Below are 18,437 nucleotides of genomic sequence, written 5' to 3' on the forward strand. Positions count from 1 at the left end.
ACGGTCCAAGTCGTGGCACGCCCTCGACTGGTCATCGCTGGCCACCCTTCAGCAGGCCGGTCAGACGCTTGACCTGGCTGGGGGTGAGCGGCGGAGCGGCGGCGAGCGCACGCTCGATGGCTGCCTCGATGTTGGCTGTGGCTAGCTCTTGCCGAGCTTCGAATACCTGGCTTTGGTCTTGGGCACGTACTGCCCGCGCCACCCTCGTGGCGGCATGTTGCTTGATGGAAGACATCTGGTCCCCTAGGACTGACCCGGAGGACCCCATGACAGGGTCGAGCATCCGGAGTGATTCGACAATGGGGGCTCTGCTTCAGCCGGGGGCATCTCGCCCGCACCGGCGTCTGTCAGTGCCTTACTGCCTGGCCCACCATCTCGGTGGCCAGCTGTCGAATCACTCGACGTACTTCACTTTGCCGAATCTCTCGGCGTACTGCTCTTTGACGAATCACTCGTCGCCGTATCAGGGCATCCCGCCCTGCTGTTGCTGTTGCTGTTGCTGTTACTGTTGCTGTTGCTGTTGCTGTTACACAGTTTGCCCTACACCCCCGCCTATTTGGCAAATTGGCGGGAAAAGCCCTGGTCAGGCGGCGGGTTCCCCGACCCCAGTAACCGCGTTGCCCTACGCCCCGTTGCCGCGTTGGGTTGCCGGGGGTAGCCGGGTGGGCAGGCTGGTAGCGCTTAGGCCTCTCAGCGACCGCCCAGGGCCGCTCGCGCCGACAGCGGCCCGCGCCCAAGGGCCAGGCAACCTCGCTAGCTAGTCGTCGTTGGGTAGGTACCAACCGTGCTCGCGGCGCCGGGGCTCCGGTGGGTTCGGGTGTTCGCGGGCGTAGGCCTCGTTCGCACGGCGCGTCATTTCTTCGTCGTAGCGGTGCAGCTCATCGTAGAGTCTCGACGCCTCGTCGAGATCCCCGCTAGCTACATAACTCTGTCGCAGCGCCTCGCGGTCGTCTTCAAGTTCCGCGTCGGACAGCGGGCGGAGGCTACCCAAGCCGCGTGCAATGGAGTCGAAGATGCCCATGCAAGGATGCTGTCACGGCCGGAGGCTCGCGGGCAACCGTAGAAAGGTACGTTTACGCATTTGTGCGGGGCGAAGGCGTGGAGAGCTCCTCAGCCGCTCGCGCAAGGACCCGCTTCCCCTCGACCCGCTCGGCTACCTCGACACGTGCGTGCATCGCGGTCGTCCGACTCGCGAGCTTCCGGAGGCCGTCAGGTCCCCTTGGCAACCCGTGCCAGCTTCAGCGGGTCCCGATCAAATGTGGAAAACGCTAGCGACTGCGAGACGCTACGAGTAGGTTCTCCTCACCCAGTGAAAGGAAACTCATGTCCGTCATAGTTCTCATGTCCGGTGGCCCGGACTCGTCCACCCTCGCCTTCCACGCGAAGCATCAGCTTGGTGAAGATGTCATCGGTCTGTTTGTTGATAGCGGTCAGTTGTTCGCAGACGCAGAATTGGCGGGTGCGAAGACCGTGGCGAAAGCTTTGGGTATCCACCTTGAGATCGCGCGACTCTCCGCCTTTCGTGACGTCATGATCGGATTCGTGCCTGCGCCCTATGTGGCCATGGGCGGCGACGCCGAGGCTTTGTCCCGCGGGGGCGCATTCCTTCCGATCGCGGTCGCCTGTAGTTACGCGGTCTTCACCCAATCATCCCGGATCCAAGTAGCAACGATCGCCGAGGACGTGGAGAAGTTTCCTGCGATGATCCCATTCGTCGAAAATTGGAATCCAAACCTTCGGCTGTTCCTCTCTGACGAGAATGCTGGCATCGAATTACCGTTCTTGCGGAAGCGCAAGTCCGAGGTGCTGCGGCTCGGGACGGAGCTAGGAGTTCCGCTTCACGCCACCAGGACGTGTCAGCAAGCCACGGCACTTCACTGTGGTGAATGTTCGCGATGTTCCTCTCGGCACCAGGCATTTCGGGCTGCGGGATTGGCTGACCCGACCGCATACACCGTCGCGCCGGGGGCCAACTGACCGGATGAGAATGACCGTATGGGATGGCGGTCTTCTCACTCTCATTTTTCCCAACGAGACGAGTCACCGATGGGTCCAGGTTGATAACGCTGCTATCAACCACCCATGCGACACATCTTTGAACCCAAGCCGCAATCTCGAATTAGCGGGTTGTCGGGTAACGGGATCATGCCTTCCCATAGATCAGGTTCTTCCCCTTTCTCCTAGCGGGAAGTGTTGGAGTTTTAGTCCCGTGCTGATGGGCACCATCATCGCGATTTCCTTCTTGCCCGCGACCTCGATGAGCTCGCGCTTGGCCTGCTCGCGCGCGTCCTGCGCCTGCGCCCGCAGGACGTCGGCGAGCGGGCTGCCGCGCTCGAGCGCGCCGACCAGCTGATCGACAGCGCGGCTCAACGCGGGCAGCCGGATGCCTAAGACCAGCCCGTTGAGCGCGACCGACAGCGCCATGCCGCTGTTGACCTCCGACACCACCCGCCCGAGTTCGGAGGACAGGTCGCCGCTGCCGGCCCGCGCCACTCGGCGCAGCGAGTCGAGGATGCCCTCGCCCGCCGCGAGACTCAGCGTGAGGAACTCCAGCACCGTCGGCTGCTCGCTCGCGATCCGCGACATCCGGCGTTTGGCGGCGCGCTGCAGCAACCAGTCGCGCAGGAGGTAACCCGCAACCGTGGACAGCACCGCAATGACGATGCTCACGACGACAGGGGCAGTCTGCGTCCGGGACATCGCGGCGGCGATCACCACCCCTACGCCAGCACCGCCGACCGCCCACGCGAGCTTCCTTGCCCGGAACGACTCGACACTCAGGTCGGAGCCGGCCTGCCGGAGCCGAAGCTGCGTCGTTGCCGCTCCGGCCTCGGAACGGATGCGCGCGCTCAGCGGTTCGAGCAAGGCGCCGAACACAGGCAACGGGTTGGCCGGACGGCGCGCGACCAGCTCGCGCGCGCCGTCCGACACGTCTATGAGGTACGGCGCGACCCGGTGAATGAGCCGCGGCCGTCCGATGCGCGGCACCAGGCTGACCAACGACCACAGGCCGAGACCGAGTGCGATGCCGCACAACACCGCCCATCCGGCCAGCCCGCTCATGCGAACCACCGGCGCTCTTCGGGCAGCCGGGCGAGAGCGACCATGAGCCGGTAGGCGATGACCGTCACAAGCAACCCGCCGACGATGAGCGCCATGCTGCTCGGAGAGTTGTACGCTGCGGCGGCTTCCGGGCGAGTCGCGAGCAGGACAAGCACCACCCACGGAGCGGCAGCGCCCAGCTTCGCGGCGTTCATCACCCACGACTGGCGTGCTTCGACCTCGCCCCGGATCGCGGACTCCTGCCGCAGATAGGCGGCAAGCGAGCGCAGCACCGCGGGCAGTTCACTGCCGCCTACTTCGCGCGCCATCCGGAGCGTCTCCAGCAGCCGGTCGGCGGTCGGGTCGGCCAGCCGGGCCTTCAGTCGATCCAGGCACAGTTGGAAGTTGCCTGTGGCCGCATAATCCTGCTCGAAACTGGCGAACTCTGCACGTGTTGTGGCGGGGCCGGTGGCCGCGAGGGAGGACACACTGTCGGGCAGCGACAGCCCGGAACGCACGCCCGACACCAGGTGGTCGACGACATCCGGCCACAGCATCCGGCTCAGCTTGCGTCGCTTGCGAGCGCGTGAGTTCACCAGCAGTGCCGGGAGCGCGGTCGCCGCCACGGCAGCGGCAACTGCAAGGGCGATCACCGGAACGAAGGCGAAAACCACCGCCCCGATCGCCAGCCCGACGACCACAGAGACGACCCCGAACAGCGGCAGGCTGACCGAGCCGAGGCCCGCCTGCGCGAGCCGGTCGCGGAACACGCCGAGCCGTGACGGTGTACTCCGGATGCTGTCCCGCGCCGGCCAGAGGAACGGCGACGCCGCGAGCAGCAGCCCGAGCCCGAGCGTGAGGCCGAGGATCAGGATCATGCCGCACCGCGCAGCAGGATCGCCGGGTCGAAACCGGCATCGAGGAACTTCTCCGCGCGTGCCGGCAACGCCCCGGTCGGCGCGAGCGCACCGTCGCGCCAGGAGAACACGATATCGACGTCGATGCCCCCGTCGCTGAGTTGGCCGGTGGGGGTCGCGATGTGGGCGATCCGGCGCCTCCCGCTGCGCTCCAGCGCACAGTGCACCACCACGTCGATGCTGCTGGCGACGGTCGGCACGACGAACGCCGCGTCGATGTTCCGCCCGGCGAGCAGCGGCAACGTGGACAGCTTGCGCAGCGCATCCCGTGCGCTGTTCGCGTGAATGGAGCACATCCCGGGCAGACCGCTGTTCAGCGCGATAAGCAGGTCGAGCGACTCGGCCTCGCGCACTTCCCCGACCACCAGCCGATCGGGGCGCATCCGGAGTGCCTCCTTGATGAGGCGTCGCAACGAGATTTCGCCTGTGCCCTCGAGGCTGGGCTGCCTGCACTGCATCGCCACTGCGTCGCGCGCGGTGACGCTCAGCTCGAAGGTCTCCTCGACCGTGACGATGCGCTCCCCAGGCCTGGACAGCGACAGCAGCGCGCCGAGCAGGGTGGTCTTGCCGCTCTGGGTGGCGCCGGAGACGAGGATGTTCTGGCCGGACAGCACGCACATCCGTAGGAACTCGGCCGCGCGTTGGCTGAGAGACCCGAGCTCGACGAGCTGCTGCAGATTCCGGATGCGGTGGGTGAACTTGCGGATGTTGACCGCCCAGTGCCGGTGGGTGACATCCGGGATCACGACGTGGAGCCGGGACCCGTCCGGCAGCGAGGCGTCCACGAATGGGCTGGACAGGTCGACTCGGCGGCCGGTGGACTGCAGCATCCGTTCCACCAAGTCGCGCACTTGCGAGTCGGTCAGCTCAACGCCAGACGGTTCGGCGATGCCGTTGCGGGCGATGAAGATCTCGGACGGCGAATTGATCCAGATCTCCTCAACAGTGTCGTCGTCGAAGAACCTTTGCAGGGGGCCGTAGCCGATGATGGTCGCCATGACCTCGCGGACGACCTGCGCCTCGTCGGCGAGCAGCGGCTGGGAGCCGCCAAGGGCCCGTTCGCTGTAGCGCTGAACCTCATCGCGAACGAGCCCGTCGGCGAGCATCGGGTTGCCACCCAAGTCGACGCCGTTGCGACGCACACGCTCCCTGACCCGCTCGGCGATGATCTGGGCGGCTTTGCTCACCTGAGCATGATGCGTGATTCCGGATGCGCCTGGCTGCGATTATCCACAGGCCGGAGCCCGCCGCGGTCGCCAGTACACTGGATTCGCCTCGCGGAAGTGGTGAAATTGGCAGACACGCAGGATTTAGGTTCCTGTGCTTTCGAGCGTGCGGGTTCAAGTCCCGCCTTCCGCACTTTCTAAGACTGAACTGGACAGTGTTGACGAGGTTGTGTTGTCGCCAGGTGGCTGAGTCGTTCCTCGCTTCCCGGGAGCGGGCCGGAGCCGAAGACACCGAGCGAATACGCCTCGATGTATGCGCGGCTAATCGCGCCGCCCACACTCGGGCATCTCCCGGCAAACCAGATCGACAGCACCGATGTCGTACGAGACCCTGGCGCGGGCGGCCGTGCTTCGGATGGATCCGGTTGCGCAGCGGACCTGGCCCAATAGTTACACGTCGCTCGCAGAAACGTATTCGGATTTGTTCGCGTCAAGCGGATGGCAGGCGGAAGAGTTCAGGCGACGGCTCTGGGAGAAGTACTTCTCCGTGGCGGACTGGGATCAGGAGGCAGCCGTCGACCGAATCTGCTGAGCGACCTCTTCTGCCGTCTTCCCGTCCGTCGGGATTACCTGACATTCCGCAGGCCGGAATGCCAGGTCTTGTGACTCTGCGGTGGATGCCTTCAGCACCTCTTGCACCTGCGCTTCGTCGAGGCCAAGACGATGGTCTCCCGCGAGCGGGGGACCGCCGCCGGCAGCGCGGGAATGCAATCGTGACTCGAGTGTCGCGGCTGAGGCGTCCAACCAGATCACCATTGGGTCATCGAGCTGGGTCATGAGCTCCCGGGCGGTGGGCGGATCAGCGGTCACCAGGACACTTGGGATGCCGTGCGCTGCCATTATCTGGACCAGCGCCGCGGTGTTCGCGGCTCGCAGCGCCGCCAGCTCGATTGATCGCGGCGCAGCGCCGAGGAACCCAACCTGGTGGCTGTCGATGTAGCCACCACGCTCGCCCGCCCAGACGCTGTGAAGGAACGCGAGGAAGCCGGCGGTCGATAGCCCCACTCCCCCAGGCCCCGTTACGATGGTCACACCCGAGGTGGCAGTCCTTTTACGCGCATGCGCCACAGGACTCGGAGGTACGGCACGGAGATGATGCTCGACCGGCTCGACGAGGGCTTCAACCAGCTGTCCAACCGTCCGCTTTGTGGTGTCGAGCGAAATGTCCGCCCACCCGCCGTCGAACCGGGCGGCGTACGCGACGGAGTCTGGAGCGAGATGGACGTTCCAGTTGCGCCGTTGGACGCGCTCGGTGATGGCGTCGCCCGAGGCGTGCAGGTGCACCACGAGGGTGCGCGCCCGCGCACCGTCAGGCAGCAGTCGCTCGAGCTGGGTCTCATTGTCCACAATTCCCGAAACGATAATCACTGTGGCGCCTGCATCACGGAAGGCGGGTTCGACAGCTCCCAACCCAGCGGCGATGAGCTCGTCTTCTGAAACGTCCGCGCCCACCGCATTGCGGAGTTGATCGGCATCGACGAACGCCGCAGAGATGCCACGTCGTGACAGATGCTGCTGCAGCGCCCAGCCGGTCACCGTCTTCCCCACGCCTGACGCGCCAACGAGCCACACCAGAGCGATCACCTGGGCAAGAGTATCAGCGACGCCACGTCTCGCCTCACTTCGCGTGGCCAAGGCTGTTGCTCGTGACGGCAGCCGTCCTCAGGGGCTCAAGACGATCGAGCTCGAGGATGTCCGCGCTCTTCTCAACGTCGAGGCGAACAAGCGCCGACTCGGGCCAGGGAAGGCACACGCCTTGGAAGCCATGAGCAACAGTCATGACAAGCCGATTCGGCGCGAGTCAATCCCACAGGCCGCTGGTGCGCTTGCGGTGCGGAGCGTCAGCCGCCCCGCACCGTGACCAAGCGTCAGCCGTTCTCTGGGTAGACCGCCACCAGGCGGCCCAGAACGTCACCGCGAGCCACGCGCTCCATGCCCTCGCCGATATCGTCGAAGCCGATCTCGGTCGTCACCGGCACAATTGCACCGCTTGCGATGAAGTCGAGCGTGTCGATCAGGTGCTCCCTCGTGGAGCTCGCGTCCGACTTCAGGGTGAGACCGCGCAGCGCGAAGTCCGCCGTGTTGATCGTGGACTCGTTCCGGCTCAGCCCGACGAGGACGACCGTGCCTCCCGGCCTGACCGACTCGAGCGCGCCGCTCGTAGTGGTCCCGAAACCGGCGAAGTCGACGATCACATCCAACTCATACTCGGCGAGCTCCGCGGCATCCGTCACGCACGCCTTCGCGCCAAGGCCGAGCGCCTTTTCGCGCGCGTCCTCCTTGGGCTCCGCTGCGTACACCTCCGCACCCAGTGCGATGCCCACCTGCAGACCGATGAGACCAAGCCCACCAAGACCGACAATGCCGAGCTTCGTGCCCTTGGTGACACCGGCGACATTCTTGACGTTGTGCACGGCGGTGCGCCCCGCATCCGTCGCCGCGGCTGCTGCCGCAGCGCTCACGCCCTCGGGAACCTTGACCGCCTGCTCTGCCGGGTACACGCCCTTGGGCGCGTAGCCTCCGTCTCGCGCGACGCCCGGGCCGTCGAAGTTCATGACGAGAGCGACCAGGTCACCTACGGCAAGGCCCTCGACTCCGTCACCGACCTCGGTAATGCGGCCGGCGACCTCGTGGCCGAGCGTGCGCGGCAGCTCTCCCAGGTACATCGACGGGATGGAGCCCTCGAGGTAGCCGACGTCGGAGTGGCAAAGGCCAGCCGCGAGCACGTCGATCGCGATCTCTCCCGGTCCCGCCTTCGGCTCCGGAACCTCGTTCAGCGTCAGCGGCTGCCCGTCTCCTACAAACTGCCAAGCCTTCACGGCGTACCTCCTCGATTCCCGCCGGCCGTTGCGCGACCAGGCGAACTATGAAATATTCGGTCAGACCAATCTATCAAACTGCAGTTCGATAGAGCCTGACTGCGACCTTGCGCCGAGGGCACAGGGGATTCGATGCCAAGGTGGAATCATGACGACTCAGCGCGATCTGGCCGCTTCAGCGAGGTCGTTCAACCAGAACGACCCTCGTGCGCAGCGCAGTCGGGACGCGATCATGCGCGTGGCTCGGGAGCTTTCCGGCGGTCCCGTCGGAGAGCTCACCGTGGCACACATCGTCAGCAAGGCGGGCATCAGCAAAAGCACGTTTTACCAGCACTTCACCGGCCTTGACGACGTGCTTCTCCTGCTCCTCGAAGACGCACTGGGGTCGATCAACTATGACGACCTGGTTGCCCGACACGGCGAAGGCAACCCCCTTGCCATTACGGTTCTCGGCCATCGACGTGTCATCGCCCAGTTCGAGGAGCACGCCACTCTGTTCACTCACGTGCTCACCTCCGAAGAGCTCTCGCGAGCTCGCGACGGTATCGTCCAACTCATCACGGACCTCCTCGACCGCACGATGCGCGCGATTCCCCATCCGCCGGACGTCGACATCCCCGTCGCCGCCCGCTTCGTTGCGAGCGGCTTCGTCGGAGTCATCATCGACTGGTTCCAGCACGGGCGCGCGCGTGACCCCGACGAGCTGGCCGCCTCGCTCGCCCAACTGACCCCGGAGTGGTTCCGCTCGTAGCCTTCCGGATGCAGTCAGACGAGTCGCTGCGCTGCGTCCCCGTGCGGCATGGTCCCATCCCACCAGTCGAGGGCACGGATGCCGTAGAACGTGAGCCACTTGGACGGCTCGCCGGGCGGGACATCCACCTCGAACCACGCGTCGCCCGGATGCCGGCGCTCTTGCAGCCAGGTGCCGTCGGGTTCGCGTGCGGCGCGGATCACCTCGATCGCCTCGGCGAGCCGCGGGTCGGGCTCGGTGCCGTCGTGCAGCACGGCGGCCCGGAAGTAGTCGACCGCATTCAGCACGCTGTAGAACCAGCGGAACGGGTAAGCGAACCGGGCCACCCAGGGCGCGACGAGCTCTCCGGTGGACAGCCGGTACAGCAGCCGACGCTGCAGCAGGTACTCCTCGCCCGCCCTTCGTGCCTCCCGCAACTCATCACTGGCCCCGACCGCGGCCTCGTAGTACAGCAGACCCTTCAGCGAGTTGAGCGTCGAATGGAACGAGGACCGAGTGGAGCCTTCGATCCAATCGCAGTTCCAGCCGCCATCCGCCATCCGGTGATCGGGGAACCACTGGGCGAGGCCGGTGACGTCCATGCCCAGCCAGACGCCGTTGGCGAGCGTGTAGGCATTGATGCAGCAGTCGACTTCGCCGCCCCAGTACGGAAGATCGTTGTACTCCCAGCGACTGTTCGCCGCGAGCTGTTCGGCTGTGCCAGTCAGCACGGCCGCATCAACGCCCCACTCGCGCAGCGAGTTCAGGCTCCAGGTCGTCGCTGTCCACGGCTGCCCCTCTCCGGAACCGTCGTAGACCTTCGGGAAGTACGCACCTCCGGCCCACTGCCCGTCCGGATCCTGCAGCGCGAGCAGCCGCGCGCCGAACCCTTCGGTCGCCACGCGGGCACGGGTGGCGGTCCATACCGCGTCCGGCGCGCCGACCAGGTCGCGCTCCACCTGCCAGCGCAACGCCGGATCCGAGTCGAGCAGCCAGTCCGCCAGCGCCGGTTCGATGGGCATGTTCGGCAGGGTAGCTGATCCGGGTCGAGGGTCGTCGCACGCGCGCATCCGAAAGCCACACGCAGTACGCTAACCGAGAGCCTTTCACGGCTTCCGTCGCCGATCGTCTGGAGCACTCCCCTGGTCCCCTCAGCACTAATCCCGTGGCTCGACCCTGAGACCCTCATCAACGGTTTCGGGGCGTTCGCGCTCATCGGCGTGTGCGCGATCGTGTTCGCCGAGACCGGCCTTCTCGTCGGTTTCCTGTTGCCCGGCGACACGCTGCTGGTCATCACCGGCCTGCTCACCTTCGCCGGTGTCATCGAGATCGACATCTGGTGGGTGTGCCTTGCGATCGGCGCCGCGGCCTTCCTCGGCGGCGAGGTCGGCTACCTGATAGGTCACAAGTTCGGGCCGAGGGTGTTCGAACGCAAGGAGAGCGGCCTATTCAGCCGCAAGAACGTTGAACGCACCAACGCGTTCTTCGAGCGCTTCGGCGGCCTGTCCGTGATCCTGGCCCGGTTCATCCCGATCCTGCGCACCTTCGTGCCGGTTGCCGCGGGCGTCGGGCACATGAACTATAAGAAGTACTCGCTGTACAACTTCATCGGCGCGATGATTTGGGGTGCTGGTCTCACCTACTTCGGGTTCCTGCTCGGCTACATCCCGCCGGTCGCGGACTTCGTGCGCTCCTACATCGACGTGATCCTGCTCGGCGCGGTGCTGCTCACCCTCATCCCGACGGTGCTCCACTACTGGCAGTCGAGCCGCAAGGCAAAAAAGGCCCGGCTCGAGGGCATCCAGCCGCTCACCGCCGAGGAGGCCGTGCTGGACCCCAGCCTCTTCGACCAGGACCCCACGAACAACCCCAAGCACTGAGGTCGCGGGGCTACGCAGCCAGCCAGATGGCGGCGGCAGCGTCCGAGCCGAGGTCGAGCGGATGCCCGTCCACCAGCACCGCGAGCGCACCACCGAACGGGCGGCGTTCTATGACCTCGATCGGCGCATCCAGCCGGACCGCGTGCTCGTCCAACCAGCGCAGCAGTTCGGGGTTGCGGTCGCTGATGCGCACCACAGCGCCGCGGTGCCCATCGGATGCCTGAGACAGCAGCACCGCGTCCGGCAGCCGAACCGTGCCGTCTGCGGCCGGGATCGGGTCGCCGTGCGGGTCGCGCGTGGGTTGCCCGAGCTGCCGACTGATCGCGTCCAGCATCCGGTCGCTCAGGGCGTGCTCGAGCACCTCCGCCTCGTCGTGCACCTCGTCCCAGCCGTAGCCGAACGACTCCACCAGCCAGGTCTCGATCAGCCGGTGCCTGCGCACCATCCGCAGCGCGAGCGCCCGCCCCTGGTCGGTGAGCGTGATCGCCCCATACGGCACATGCGTCACCAGCCCGGACGCTGCCAGCTTCTTCACCATCTCGGTGACGGATGACGCCGCGAGCCCCATCCGCGCGGCCAGCGCTGACGGGGTGATCGACTCCGGCTGCCACTCGGTGTGCCCGTAGATCGTCTTGACGTAGTCCTCGACCGTCGTCGACCCGTTCACGCAACCACCACCCTCCGCGAACGCACCCAGTTCACGACCACTCCGCCGCGCGGCCCGAACAGGTAGGCGAGCACGAACGCAACCGACTGGGCGAGCACGACGCAGCCGCCGGTGGACGCGTCGAAGTAGTAGCTCGCGTACAGTCCGGCGAGCGCGGCGATCACCGTGATGAGCACCGCAAGCCACAGCATCCGGTCGAACCGCTTGGTCAGCAGGTACGCGGTCACCCCCGGCGTGATCAGCATCGCGACCACCAGGATGATGCCTACCGCCTGTAGCGCGACCACCACGGTCAGGGCGAGCAGCCCGAGCAGCAGCACGCTCAGCCAGCGCGTGTTGATGCCGATCGCGTCGGCGTGGCCGCGGTCGAACGCGTACAGGGTCAGGTCGCGGCGCTTGAACAGCAGCACCGCGGTTGCGAGCACACCGCTGATCACCACCTGCCAGATGTCGGCGTCACTCACCCCCAGCACGTTGCCGAACAGGATGTGCCCCAGGTCGGTCTGGCTGGGCGTCTTCGAGATGATGACTAGACCGAGCGCGAACAGTCCGGTGAACACGACGCCGATCGCGGCATCCGACTTGATCTTCGTCGTCGCGCGCACGCCGCCGATCAGCGCCACCGCGCCCGCGCCGAAGATGAACGCGCCGACCGCGAACGGCCAGCCGAGGATGTAGCTGATCGCCACCCCTGGCAGCACCGCGTGCGACACCGCGTCGCCCATCAGCGACCAGCCGATCTGCACCAGCCAGCAGCTCAGGATGGCGCAGGTGACCGCCGCGATCAGCGTTACGAGCGCCGCGCGGGTCATGAACGCGAACTGCAGCGGCTCGAGGATCCAGTCGATCACGCCGCCTCCAACCCGAAGACGCGCGCCAGATTCTCCGGGCTGAGCGCGACATCCGGATGCCCGTGGAACAGCACCCGGTTCTTCAGCAGGATCACTTCATCACACAGCTCCGGCACACCGGCGAGGTCGTGGGTGGAGATCAGGATGCCGCAGCCGGTGTCGCGCAGTTCGCGCAGCAGGGTGATGATGCGGCGCTCGGAGGCCTTGTCCACCCCGGCGAACGGCTCGTCCAGGAGCAGCAGCCGCGCCTCCTGCGCGATCGCCCGCGCGACGAAGACGCGCTTGCGCTGGCCGCCGCTGAGTTCGCCGATCTGGCGTCCGGCCAGCTCGGTCAGACCAACCCGGGCGAGGGCATCCGTGACCGCCGCCTTGTCGATTGCGCGCGGCCGGCGGGACGGGCCGAGCTTGCCGTAGCGGCCGGTCATGACCACCTCGTGCACCGAGAGCGGGAAGTCCCAGTCGATAGATTCCGATTGCGGCATGTAGGCGACGAGTCCCTTGCCGCGCGCCGCGGCCGGCGTGCCGCTGAACAGCGTGACGCTGCCCGCCGCGGGTCGGACGGTGCCCATGATCGCCTTGTAGAGGGTGCTCTTGCCGGAGCCGTTCATGCCAAGCAGCCCGGTGATGCGCCCTGGCTCGAGCACGACATCCACCTCGTCCAGTGCCTGCACCTGGCCGTAGCGCACCGACAGGTCGCGTACCTCGATGACCGGATCGCTCATTGCATCAGCCCGTCAGCAATGAGGTTGACGTCGTAGCGGAGCAGGTCGAGGTAGGTCGGTACGGGTCCATCCGGCTCGCTCAGCGAGTCGACGAACAGCTTGCCTGCGAATTCCGCCCCGGATTCGCTCGCCACCTGCTGCTGCGAGGCGGAGTTGACCGTGGTCTCGCAGAACACGGCGGGCACGTTGCGGTCCTGGACGAGTTCGATGACCTTGCGGATCTGCTGCGGGGTGCCCTGCGTGTCGCTGTTCACCGGCCACAGGTACGCCTCGTCGAGGCCGAGGTCGCGAGCCAGGTAGCTGAAAGCACCCTCGCAGGTGACCAGCAGCCGGTGGTCGGGGTCGAGGGCCGCGAGGAACACGGTCAACTGCTCGGCGACGCCCTGCAGCTCATTGCGGTAGGCGGCTCCGCGCTCCTCGAACCGCGCCGCGGCATCCGGGACCAGCTCACTCAGCCCCGCGACGATGTTGTCGACGTAGGTCTGACCGGCGATCGGCGACATCCAGGCGTGCGGGTTCGGGAGGCCTTGGTAGTCGCCGGTGGAGATGGCGATCGGCTCGATCCCCTCGGTGAGGACGACGTGGGGCACGTCGAGTGTCGCCACGAAGTCCTCGAACCAGCGCTCGAGGCCGAACCCGTTGTCGAAGATGAGATCGGCGGATGCCGCGTTCCGCAGGTCCGATGGCGTCGGCTCGTAGCCGTGGATCTCCGCGCCGACCTTGGTGATGGACTCCACCCGGACGTCGTCGCCGCCGACGGCGCGCACCATGTCGGCGATGACGGTGAAGGTGGTGAGCACCAGCGGGGTGCCGTCGTCCGCACGGTCGCCGGGGGCACTGTTGGCTGTGCTGCAGCCGGCGACCACGGCGACGGCCGCCACGCTCGCCAGAATTCGGCCCATTCGCGTCCCAAATTTCGGCATGCCGAAATAATACGCTCCTTCCCCGGCCGACCTCCATCGAGTCGGGATGTTTGCACGTCATGACGCGCGGAAAAAGCGCAAGCCTCCCGACTCGATGGGTGCGGGGACGGTTTGGACGGCGAACGGGGTCAGGGGTGGAAGTGCTCCTCGTGCCCGGCGTGCTCGGCCGGCTCCAGCTGGAACGTCGAGTGCGCCACATCGAAGTGGTCGGCGAGGCATGCCGAGAGACTGTCGAGCATCCGCCCCGCCCCCTGCTCGGCGAACACCGCGGGCTCGACCACGACGTGCGCCGAGAACACCGGCTGGCCGGACGTGATCGCCCAGACATGGACGTCGTGCACGTCCACGACGCCTTCGGTCTCGAGCAGGTGCTCGCGGATCTCGGCCACACTCGTGTCAACCGGCACCGACTCGCTCAGCACACGCACCGCATCCCGCAGCAGCAGCAGAGCGCGCGGCGCGATCATCAGCGCGATGGCGATGGAGGCGATCGCATCCGCCTGCACGAACCCGGTGGTGAGCAGCACGACCGCCGCGATGATCGCCGCGAGTGAGCCGAGCATGTCGCCCAGCACTTCGAGGTAGGCACCGCGCATGTTGATGGAGGTGGATGCCTGGGGCCGGAGCACGAGCGCGGATGCGATGTTCGCCGCCAGGCCGATGCTCGCGACGATCAGCATGGGCAGGCCGAGAACGTCCGCCGGCTCGGGATCCACCAGCCGCTCCACCGCTTGCACACACACGACGACCGCGATCACGATGAGCACGATGGCGTTGATGAGCGCGCCGAAGACCTCGGCGCGTTGGAACCCGAACGTGGCCCGGTCGGTCGCCGGGCGCGCCGCGATGACGTTGGCGGTCAGCGCGACGATAAGCGCGATCGAGTCGGAAACCATGTGCCCGGCGTCAGCCAGCAGCGCGAGCGACCCGGTGAGCAGCGCGCCGATGAACTCGGCGACCATCACGATCGCGGTGATGCCGAGCGCGATCGCCAGTCGAGTCCGGTTGGTGCTCGAGTGATCGTGCGTGTGGCTCACGGTACCAGCGTAGGCACCGGCGCCGGATACGGGTGGCTAGCCGGTGGTGCGCCGGAGTGCGATTCCCCTCCCAACGCCATCGGCGACTAGAGTCCCAGCCGCTCCCGCACGACCGGCATGAGCGCGGCGAAGGCACGCGACCGATGGCTGATCGCATTCTTCTCGTCCGCGGTGAGCTCGGCAGATGCGACCTTGTAGCCCTCGGGACGGAACACCGGGTCGTAGCCGAAGCCATTGGTGCCGCTCGCTTCCTCGAGCACGGTGCCCGGCCACACCCCCAGTTCGACGTGCTCAGTGTCGCCGTTCACGAACGCTGCGGCGCACATGAAGTTGGCCGCGCGATCACTCACACCGCGCATCCGCTCGAGGAGCAGCTCGTAGTTGTCGCGGTCGTTCCTGGTGCCGGCGTAGCGGGCCGAATGGATGCCCGGCTCGCCGCCCAGCGCCGGAATGCTGATCCCGGAGTCATCGGCGATCGCCGGCAGCCCGGTGTGCAGGTTCGCGGCGCGCGCCTTGATGAGCGCGTTCTCCTGGAAGGTCTCTCCGTCCTCGACCGGCTCCGGACCGTCATAGCCGACGAGCTCGATGCCCTCCAGCTGGCTGTGGAGAATCCGGCGCAGCTCTTCGACTTTGTGGGCATTGTGGGTGGCGAGAACAAGCTTCACGCCGCTCAGCCTAGGGCGCGCCGCCGAATGATTGACAAGCGCTCGCGGCCCGATCTACGATCGCTGACACATGAACCGGTTGTCAGGTTTATGTCTTAACCCTCCAACGCTGTAGGGAAGGCAATATACCGTGCTCACGGAAGTCCACAGTTCTACCCCGTCTGTGAACCCCATCTCGGGGGTAACGCGGTGACCGACCACCTTCTGACCGCATCCGGGCTTACCAAGGACTTCCGAGGCTTCACCGCCGTCAAGCAGGTCGACCTGAGTGTCGAGCGCGGCACGGTGCACGCCCTCGTAGGACCGAACGGCGCAGGTAAGACCACCCTCTTCAACCTGCTCACCGGATTCCTGACGCCGACCTCGGGCACGATCACGTTCGACGGCAAGGACATCACCGGCCTGCAGCCCGAGAACATCGCGCACCTCGGCATTGCGCGCTCGTTTCAAATCACCAGCTTGTTCGACAACATGACCGCGCTCGAGCATCTCGAACTGGCGCTCGCGAGCCCGACCGGTCTCGGCCTGAAGTTCTGGCGCAGCGAGCGAAGCCTTGAGCAGTTCCATGGCCGCGCGCTCGAACTGCTCGATCAGGTAGGGATGGCCGACCATGCCACGCGCGAGGTCGGCCAGTTCGCGTACGGACAGAAGCGAGCGGTCGAGCTCGCACTCGCTCTCGCCCTCGACCCGCAATTGCTGCTGCTCGACGAGCCCACGGCGGGCATGGGCATCGACGACGTCGACCGCACGATCGAACTCATCATCCGGATCGCCGCCGGTCGCACCATCGTCTTCGTCGACCACAACATGCACGTCGTCGGCAGCCTCGCGAACCGGGTCACCGTGCTGCAGCAGGGCCAGATCCTGGTCGAGGGCAGCTACGAGGAGGTCCGGCAGGACGAAAAGGTCATCACCGCTTACCTGGGGCAGGCACATGCTTGACATCACGAATCTCTCCGCGTCCTACGGCGAGGCCCGCGTCCTGACCGACGTTTCGGTCACCGTCAATCCGGGCGAGGTCGTCACCCTCGTCGGTCGCAACGGCGCAGGCAAGACAACGTTGCTCAAGTGCGTCATGGGGCTGCACCGCGACTACGAGGGCGGCATCAGCCTTGCGGGCGCACCCGTAGACAAGCGCTCCCCCGACCAGCGTGCCAAGGCGGGCATCGGCTGGGTTCCGGATGACCGCGGCATGTACGCGTCACTGACCGTCGCCGAGAACCTCACCCTGCCGCCGGTCGTGCACTCCTCTGGCTGGTCGCTGGACAAGGTGTACGACGCCTTCCCGGTGCTGCGCGAGCGCCGCAACTCGATGGGCACGCAGCTCTCCGGCGGCGAGCAGCAGATGCTCGCGATCGCGCGCGTGCTCCGGATGGGGTCCCGCCTACTCCTCCTCGACGAACCGAGCGAGGGGTTGGCCCCCGTGATCGTGCAGCGCATCGGCGAGATCATCCGCGAGATCAAGAAGGAGGGCGTGTCAGTGCTGCTCGTTGAGCAGAACGTGAAGTTTGCCTCCACCGTCGCCGACCGTCACTATCTGCTCGCCCAAGGACGTGTTGTCGAACAGCTCGACAACGCCGATTTCCAGGCCCGCGAGAGCGAACTTCTCGTGCACTTGGGGATCTGACCACCACAACACCAAGCACCGATCAAGGGAGATACGTAATGGGGATCACCAAGAGGACGGGCACCGCATTTGCAACGCTCGTCGCCGGCGGCGTGCTGCTGGCCGGCTGTGCGGGCGGCGGCGGGCCGTCGACCGGCGCCACCAGCGAGCTGACCAACGACAAGGTTGTCATCGGTGTGCTCAACGACCAGTCCGGCGTCTACAAGGACCTGTCCGGTCCCAACAGCGTTGAGGCGGTCCGGATGGCCATCGCGGACTACCAGGAGAAGTACGGCGACGACGCCGTCGCATCCGAGATCGAGGTGGTCACCGCTGACCACCAGAACAAGCCGGATGTCGCCAACACACAGGCCCAGGCGATGTACGACCGCCAGAACGCCGACATCATCCTCGACGTGCCGGCCTCGTCGGCGGCGCTCGCGGTGTCCACCGTTGCCGCCGAGAAGCAGAAGCTGTACATCAACATCGGTGCCGCGACGATGGAGCTGACCGGCGCATCCTGCAACAAGTACACCTTCCACTGGGCTTACAACACCCAGATGCTCGCGAAGGGCGCAACCGGTCTGGTGGAGGACGGCGGCGAGACCTGGTCGATCGTCTACCCCGACTACGCGTTCGGCCAGGACATGCTGAAGTCGTTCTCGGAGGCGGTCGAGGGTGCGGGCGGCACGGTCAACGAGTCGATCGCGACCCCGTTCCCTAACGACAACTTCGCGACCTTCATCACCAAGGCGCAGTCGACCAACCCGGATGTCATCGGAACCATGCAGGCCGGTGGTGACCTGATCAACTTCGTCAAGCAGTTCAACCAGTCGGGCGCCCGCGACACCACGACCCTCGCGGTCGGGCTCATGTTCATCACCGACATCCACTCACTGGGTGTCGAAGAGTTCGCCGGCACCACCTTCACCGACGCCTGGTACTGGAACTACGACGACCAGAACCGCGAGTGGGCCGACCGCTTCATGGAGATCACGGACACGCGCCCGTCGTTCGCGCACGCGGCGAACTACTCCGCGGCGTTCCAGTACCTCGAAGCGATCCAGCGGGCAGGCACGGATGACGCGGATGCGGTCGTCGCCGAACTGGAGGGCCAGAAGATCGACGATGTGTTCCTGCGCAACGGCGAGATCCGCGCCGACCACAGCGTCGCGCACGACACCTACCTCGCGAAGGTGAAGAGCCCGGGCGACGTCAAGGAGGAGTGGGACTACGAGGAGATCATCACCACTCTCCCCGCGGCGCAGGCGTACGCGCCGGTGCAGGAGTCCTGCTCGCTCTGAGCTAGTTGACCAACCGGGGGTGGGCGGCATATCCGTCCACCCCCTCGA

22 protein-coding genes and 1 tRNA gene are annotated in these 18,437 nt (G+C 66.3%); 9 read left to right on the forward strand and 14 right to left on the reverse strand.

Annotation, left to right across the window (positions count from 1 at the left end; translation table 11 throughout):
• Positions 1 to 31: 31 nt before the first annotated feature.
• Together HGK58_RS12440 and HGK58_RS12445 are read right to left on the reverse strand one after the other, a co-directional pair.
• Positions 32 to 235, reverse strand: coding sequence for a hypothetical protein (locus HGK58_RS12440; RefSeq protein WP_168627939.1), 204 nt, complete (start codon positions 233 to 235; stop codon positions 32 to 34).
• A 522-nt stretch (positions 236 to 757) separates the two neighbouring features.
• A complete protein-coding gene (locus tag HGK58_RS12445) occupies positions 758 to 1,021 on the reverse strand; it encodes a hypothetical protein (RefSeq protein ID WP_168627940.1) in 264 nt (87 codons plus the stop codon).
• Positions 1,022 to 1,323: 302 nt separating this feature from the next.
• Here HGK58_RS12445 and HGK58_RS12450 point away from each other — a divergent pair, with 302 nt between their 5' ends.
• Complete coding sequence (locus HGK58_RS12450; protein WP_168627941.1) at positions 1,324 to 1,977, forward strand: 7-cyano-7-deazaguanine synthase; 654 nt, start codon at positions 1,324 to 1,326, stop codon at positions 1,975 to 1,977.
• A gap of 183 nt (positions 1,978 to 2,160) precedes the next feature.
• Here the strand turns inward: HGK58_RS12450 and HGK58_RS12455 are convergent, their stop codons facing one another.
• Genes HGK58_RS12455 through HGK58_RS12465 form a run of 3 tightly spaced genes read right to left on the reverse strand, consistent with a single transcriptional unit; the run spans position 2,161 to position 5,065 of the window.
• Positions 2,161 to 3,063 (reverse strand): type II secretion system F family protein, encoded by a 903-nt coding sequence (locus HGK58_RS12455; RefSeq protein ID WP_168628148.1) that lies wholly within the window; start codon positions 3,061 to 3,063, stop codon positions 2,161 to 2,163.
• Positions 3,060 to 3,920 (reverse strand): type II secretion system F family protein, encoded by an 861-nt coding sequence (locus HGK58_RS12460; protein ID WP_168627942.1) that lies wholly within the window; start codon positions 3,918 to 3,920, stop codon positions 3,060 to 3,062. Before HGK58_RS12460 ends, HGK58_RS12455 begins: the two co-directional genes overlap by 4 nt.
• Positions 3,917 to 5,065 (reverse strand): ATPase, T2SS/T4P/T4SS family, encoded by a 1,149-nt coding sequence (locus tag HGK58_RS12465; protein WP_168628149.1) that lies wholly within the window; start codon positions 5,063 to 5,065, stop codon positions 3,917 to 3,919. Before HGK58_RS12465 ends, HGK58_RS12460 begins: the two co-directional genes overlap by 4 nt.
• Before the next feature lie 171 nt (positions 5,066 to 5,236).
• Between HGK58_RS12465 and HGK58_RS12470 the strand changes: the two genes are divergently transcribed.
• Together HGK58_RS12470 and HGK58_RS12475 are read left to right on the forward strand one after the other, a co-directional pair.
• Positions 5,237 to 5,318, forward strand: a tRNA-Leu gene (locus HGK58_RS12470).
• A gap of 183 nt (positions 5,319 to 5,501) precedes the next feature.
• A complete protein-coding gene (locus HGK58_RS12475; protein ID WP_168627943.1) occupies positions 5,502 to 5,717 on the forward strand; it encodes a hypothetical protein in 216 nt (71 codons plus the stop codon).
• Here the strand turns inward: HGK58_RS12475 and HGK58_RS12480 are convergent.
• Positions 5,687 to 6,769: an AAA family ATPase gene (locus HGK58_RS12480; protein ID WP_168627944.1), complete on the reverse strand. Its 1,083-nt coding sequence runs from the start codon at positions 6,767 to 6,769 to the stop codon at positions 5,687 to 5,689. The genes HGK58_RS12475 and HGK58_RS12480 overlap by 31 nt on opposite strands.
• Before the next feature lie 43 nt (positions 6,770 to 6,812).
• Between HGK58_RS12480 and HGK58_RS12485 the strand changes: the two genes are divergently transcribed.
• Positions 6,813 to 7,046, forward strand: coding sequence for a hypothetical protein (locus tag HGK58_RS12485; RefSeq protein ID WP_168627945.1), 234 nt, complete (start codon positions 6,813 to 6,815; stop codon positions 7,044 to 7,046).
• Between the two features lie 7 nt (positions 7,047 to 7,053).
• On the opposite strand, the gene HGK58_RS12490 is transcribed toward HGK58_RS12485, so the two are convergent.
• Entirely contained in the window at positions 7,054 to 8,004 is a 951-nt protein-coding gene (locus HGK58_RS12490; RefSeq protein ID WP_168627946.1) for a zinc-binding dehydrogenase, read from the reverse strand.
• A gap of 148 nt (positions 8,005 to 8,152) precedes the next feature.
• On the opposite strand from HGK58_RS12490, the gene HGK58_RS12495 reads away from it, so the two are divergent.
• Complete coding sequence (locus tag HGK58_RS12495) at positions 8,153 to 8,755, forward strand: TetR/AcrR family transcriptional regulator (RefSeq protein ID WP_168627947.1); 603 nt, start codon at positions 8,153 to 8,155, stop codon at positions 8,753 to 8,755.
• Between the two features lie 14 nt (positions 8,756 to 8,769).
• Here the strand turns inward: HGK58_RS12495 and HGK58_RS12500 are convergent, their stop codons facing one another.
• Positions 8,770 to 9,756, reverse strand: a complete 987-nt coding sequence (locus tag HGK58_RS12500) for a squalene cyclase (RefSeq protein ID WP_168627948.1) — start codon at positions 9,754 to 9,756, stop codon at positions 8,770 to 8,772.
• A gap of 120 nt (positions 9,757 to 9,876) precedes the next feature.
• On the opposite strand from HGK58_RS12500, the gene HGK58_RS12505 reads away from it, so the two are divergent.
• The gene (locus HGK58_RS12505; RefSeq protein ID WP_168628150.1) at positions 9,877 to 10,614 is read left to right on the forward strand and encodes a VTT domain-containing protein; all 738 of its coding nucleotides are present in this window, start codon (positions 9,877 to 9,879) and stop codon (positions 10,612 to 10,614) included.
• Between the two features lie 10 nt (positions 10,615 to 10,624).
• On the opposite strand, the gene HGK58_RS12510 is transcribed toward HGK58_RS12505, so the two are convergent.
• The 6 genes from HGK58_RS12510 to rdgB all read right to left on the reverse strand — a co-directional run bounded on the left by HGK58_RS12510 (position 10,625) and on the right by rdgB (position 15,488).
• The gene (locus HGK58_RS12510) at positions 10,625 to 11,281 is read right to left on the reverse strand and encodes a metal-dependent transcriptional regulator (protein WP_168627949.1); all 657 of its coding nucleotides are present in this window, start codon (positions 11,279 to 11,281) and stop codon (positions 10,625 to 10,627) included.
• Entirely contained in the window at positions 11,278 to 12,129 is an 852-nt protein-coding gene (locus HGK58_RS12515) for a metal ABC transporter permease (protein ID WP_349236233.1), read from the reverse strand. The genes HGK58_RS12510 and HGK58_RS12515 overlap by 4 nt, the downstream gene beginning before the upstream one ends.
• Complete coding sequence (locus HGK58_RS12520; RefSeq protein ID WP_168627950.1) at positions 12,129 to 12,854, reverse strand: metal ABC transporter ATP-binding protein; 726 nt, start codon at positions 12,852 to 12,854, stop codon at positions 12,129 to 12,131. Before HGK58_RS12520 ends, HGK58_RS12515 begins: the two co-directional genes overlap by 1 nt.
• Entirely contained in the window at positions 12,851 to 13,777 is a 927-nt protein-coding gene (locus tag HGK58_RS12525) for a metal ABC transporter substrate-binding protein (RefSeq protein WP_210422938.1), read from the reverse strand. Before HGK58_RS12525 ends, HGK58_RS12520 begins: the two co-directional genes overlap by 4 nt.
• Before the next feature lie 128 nt (positions 13,778 to 13,905).
• Entirely contained in the window at positions 13,906 to 14,814 is a 909-nt protein-coding gene (locus HGK58_RS12530; protein ID WP_168627951.1) for a cation diffusion facilitator family transporter, read from the reverse strand.
• Positions 14,815 to 14,900: 86 nt separating this feature from the next.
• A complete protein-coding gene (gene rdgB / locus HGK58_RS12535; RefSeq protein ID WP_168628153.1) occupies positions 14,901 to 15,488 on the reverse strand; it encodes an RdgB/HAM1 family non-canonical purine NTP pyrophosphatase in 588 nt (195 codons plus the stop codon).
• Between the two features lie 180 nt (positions 15,489 to 15,668).
• Here rdgB and HGK58_RS12540 point away from each other — a divergent pair, with 180 nt between their 5' ends.
• From HGK58_RS12540 to HGK58_RS12550, 3 genes are read left to right on the forward strand one after another with little or no spacing between them, the layout of a single operon-like run.
• Complete coding sequence (locus HGK58_RS12540) at positions 15,669 to 16,421, forward strand: ABC transporter ATP-binding protein (protein ID WP_168627952.1); 753 nt, start codon at positions 15,669 to 15,671, stop codon at positions 16,419 to 16,421.
• Positions 16,414 to 17,106 carry an ABC transporter ATP-binding protein gene (locus HGK58_RS12545; RefSeq protein WP_168627953.1) on the forward strand — a complete coding sequence of 231 codons (693 nt, stop codon included), beginning with the start codon at positions 16,414 to 16,416 and terminating at the stop codon, positions 17,104 to 17,106. The genes HGK58_RS12540 and HGK58_RS12545 overlap by 8 nt, the downstream gene beginning before the upstream one ends.
• Before the next feature lie 38 nt (positions 17,107 to 17,144).
• Positions 17,145 to 18,389 carry an ABC transporter substrate-binding protein gene (locus HGK58_RS12550; RefSeq protein WP_168627954.1) on the forward strand — a complete coding sequence of 415 codons (1,245 nt, stop codon included), beginning with the start codon at positions 17,145 to 17,147 and terminating at the stop codon, positions 18,387 to 18,389.
• The last annotated feature ends 48 nt before the right edge of the window (positions 18,390 to 18,437 follow it).

Source organism: Cryobacterium sp. BB307 (assembly GCF_012274275.1).
In the GTDB taxonomy this organism is placed as follows: domain Bacteria; phylum Actinomycetota; class Actinomycetes; order Actinomycetales; family Microbacteriaceae; genus Terrimesophilobacter.